The 3,174-nt window shown below is 71.5% G+C and carries 2 protein-coding genes; both read right to left on the bottom strand.

The genetic code is table 11. The features are described 5' to 3' along the window. On the bottom strand, positions 1–1,303 hold a 1,303-nt coding region (locus HLK59_RS49185; protein WP_240983092.1), incomplete at its 3' end, for a serine/threonine-protein kinase. A gap of 42 nt (positions 1,304–1,345) precedes the next feature. Beyond that, complete coding sequence (locus HLK59_RS49180) at positions 1,346–3,028, bottom strand: serine/threonine-protein kinase (RefSeq protein ID WP_171148203.1); 1,683 nt, start codon at positions 3,026–3,028, stop codon at positions 1,346–1,348. Positions 3,029–3,174: the final 146 nt, after the last annotated feature.

Genomic DNA, 3,174 nt, shown 5'->3' with positions numbered 1-3,174 from the left:
TGCCCTGACGGTGGGTCTCCCCGTACCGGCTGGGGACGGAGAGCGTGGCCTTCAGCGCCTTCTCGGAGTGCTTCTCCCAGGGCTCGTCGGTGATGTCGGTGGCGGCGGGCGCGAGGGAGGCCGAGGTGTACGTCGGCTCGGCGACCTCGTAGGTCTCGGGCTCGGGGTCGGCCAAGAGGTAGGACGCGCCGGCCCAGGCGCCGCTGGCGAGGGTGACACCGAGCAGGACGGCCGGGAGGGGGCGGCGCAGGAGGTGGGGCTTGGGCGGCGACGTCGTCGTTACGACGGTGGTGTCCGGCTGGCCCGGTACGGCGGTGGGGTCCGGCCTCGGTACGGCGGTGGCGCCCGGCTTCGGTACGGGGTCGGGTTTCGGTGCCCGTAGGCGTACGGTTCCGGAGTCCTCGCCCAACTCCTGTATTCGATCCGGCACTTGGGGCGACGGTGTGGCGGGCAGCGGCGGCACCGGCCACCCTTCCGCCGCCGCCTCCAGGATCTTGGCGGCCTCCGCGGCGTCCGGCCGCAGATCGGGGTCCTTCCCCAACAGCCCGCTGATCAGGGGGCTCAGAGGACCGGCCCGCTTGGGCTCGGGCGGGTCGAAGGAGAGGATCGCGGCGAGGGTGGACTCCAACGTCGTACGCCGGAAAGGCGGTTCGCCCTCCACGGCGGCGTAGAGCAGTACGCCCAGGGACCACAGATCGGAGGACGGGCCCGCGCCCCTACCGGACATCCGCTCCGGGGCGACGAAGTCGATGGAGCCGACGAACTCGCCGCTGACGGTGAGGGATTCCTCGCCCTGGACATGCGCGATCCCGAAGTCGGTGAGGACGACCCGGCCGTGCGGGCCGAGCAGCACGTTGGCGGGCTTCACATCACGGTGCACGATCCCGACGGAGTGCGCGGCGCGCAGGGCGCCGAGGACGGCCAGGCCGATCCGGGCGGTCTCGGCCGGGGCGACCGGGCCACGGCGGAGCATCTCGTGCAGGGACTCCCCGCGCACCAACTCCATGACGATCCAGGGCAGTCCGTCCTCGACGACCACGTCATGGATGGAGACGGCCGCGGGATGGTCGACGCGGGCGGCGGCACGGGCCTCCCGGTAGAGCCGGTGGGAGGCCCGCTGATGCGCCTCGTCCTCCGGGTCGCCGGGCAACCTCGGTTGCTTCACGGCGACTTCGCGGTCCACCAGCTCGTCGTGCGCCCGCCAGACGGTCCCCATGCCACCCGACCCGACGCGCTCGGCCAGACGGTAACGGCCGCCTATCAGTCGGCCCTTCGGGCTGGTGCCGCCCCGGTCGTTGCTCATGCCCCATCAGTACCTTGTGGGGCGGTGGGTTGTCGACGCGGGTCAGAGGACGTCGACGTCCAGGTTCGCGATCGCCGTCCGCGCCACCTCCTGCCCGCGCTTCGTGAAGTCGCCCTTGCCCGGGTAGCTGATGGTGAGCTTGTACATGTCGCCCTTTGCGGTCCTGTAGTAGAAGATCTGCATCTCGCGGGGGCGCGGGTTCTGGCTGTCGTCGGTCGTGTAGCTGATCGTGTTCTTGGCGGCCGACTTCCCCTGGTACGTGGCCCCGTCGTCGGTCTTCGTGTCCGGGTCCTCCGGCATGCCGAGGTCGTACTCGCCGTACTCCTTGAACTTCTTGTCGTCCTCGTACATCTCGGCGGCCGCCGAGCCCGCGATGCTGTTGCCCGAGTCCTCGGCCTTCTTGTCGAGCCTCAGCCCGATCCAGATGCTGCCGCTCCAGTCGGTGTAGGTGACCCAGTGGGCCTCGTCCGTCTTCCGGTCGGGCACGCGCTCCTGATACTCCGCGGGCACCGCCAGCGTCGCGGCGACGTCCTTCACCTTCTTCGTCCTCCAGCCGTCCGGCAACGGCCCCGCGAACGGGTCCGCGATCACCAGACCCGCCGCCACCGCGGCCGCGACGACCGCCGCGCCGAGGCCGATCAGGGTCCTGCGGCCCAGCCGGATGCCCTTCGCAGGCCCCTCCCCGGAGAGGTGGACGACCTGCGTGGGCGCCGGCGGGTTGGCGGCCGTCTCCAGCAGCGCCCGCACCTGGGCCGCGTTCGGGCGGCGCGCGGGGTCCTTCTGGAGGAGGCCGGTGATGACGTCGGCCAGCGGACCGGAGGCGGAGGCCGGGGCGGCGGGCGTGGCGTTGAGGACCGACTGGAGCGTGGCCGGCGTGTTGCTGCGGCGGAACGGCGAGACGCCCTCGGTGGCCGCGTACAGGACGACACCGAGCGACCACAGGTCCGACGCCGGGCCCGGCCGCTGCCCCAGCACCCGCTCCGGCGCGATGTACTCGGGCGAGCCGACGAACCCGCCCGTGTCCGTCAGGTTGGTCTCGCCCTCGATCTGGGCGATGCCGAAGTCCGTGAGCACGACGCGGTCATGGGCGCCGAGCAGCACGTTGTCCGGCTTGACGTCCCGGTGCAGGATGCGCGCCGCGTGCGCGGCCTCCAGCGCGCCGAGCACCTCCAGGCCGATTCTCGCCGCCTCCCGCGCCCCGAGGGTGCCCTCCTGGAGGGCGTCGCCCAGCGAACGGCCCCGCACCAGTTCCATGACGATCCACGGCTGGCCGTCGACGACGGCGACGTCGTGCACGTTCACGACACCGGGATGGTCGAGCCGGGCGGCGGCACGCGCCTCGCGGCGCATGCGCTCGAACGCGTTGGCGCGTTCGCGGTCGGGAAGGTGATCGGGTACGCGGGGCTCCTTGACGGCGACCTCGCGGTCCACCGTCTCGTCCTTGGCGCGCCAGACCGTCCCCATGCCGCCGTGCCCGAGCTTGGCGAGCAGACGGTAACGACCCGCGATCAACCGGCCGGTGCCCGGCTCCTGTTCGGGTGCGACTTCGGGTGCTGCCTCGGGTGCTGCTTCGGGCGCGGCAGACGTCGCCTGGTGCGGTACGACCCGGGTCGGTGTCGCGTACGGGTTGTCCGGGTGCGGCACGGCCGCGGGCGGGTTCGGCGGTTGCAGACCAAAACTCGTTGGCTCGTCGGACCCGTAAGGGGCTCCCCCGTTGCTGCTCATGGGTCCGTTCATATCGCGCCAGCAGCGTCCGAATCCACTCAGAAGGCGTCGCGGTCACAGACCCGTGACGCAGGAGGTCGCTTATCTCCCTTTTATGTGAACTCGCTGTGATCCGGAGACCGAGGAGGAAGGTTTCGGCACAGAGG

Origin of the sequence: Streptomyces sp. S3(2020), from assembly GCF_013044505.1 — a bacterium.
GTDB lineage: Bacteria > Actinomycetota > Actinomycetes > Streptomycetales > Streptomycetaceae > Streptomyces.
The sequence above is the reverse complement of the archived record's forward strand: the minus strand, read 5'-3'. Positions and strand labels throughout refer to the sequence as shown.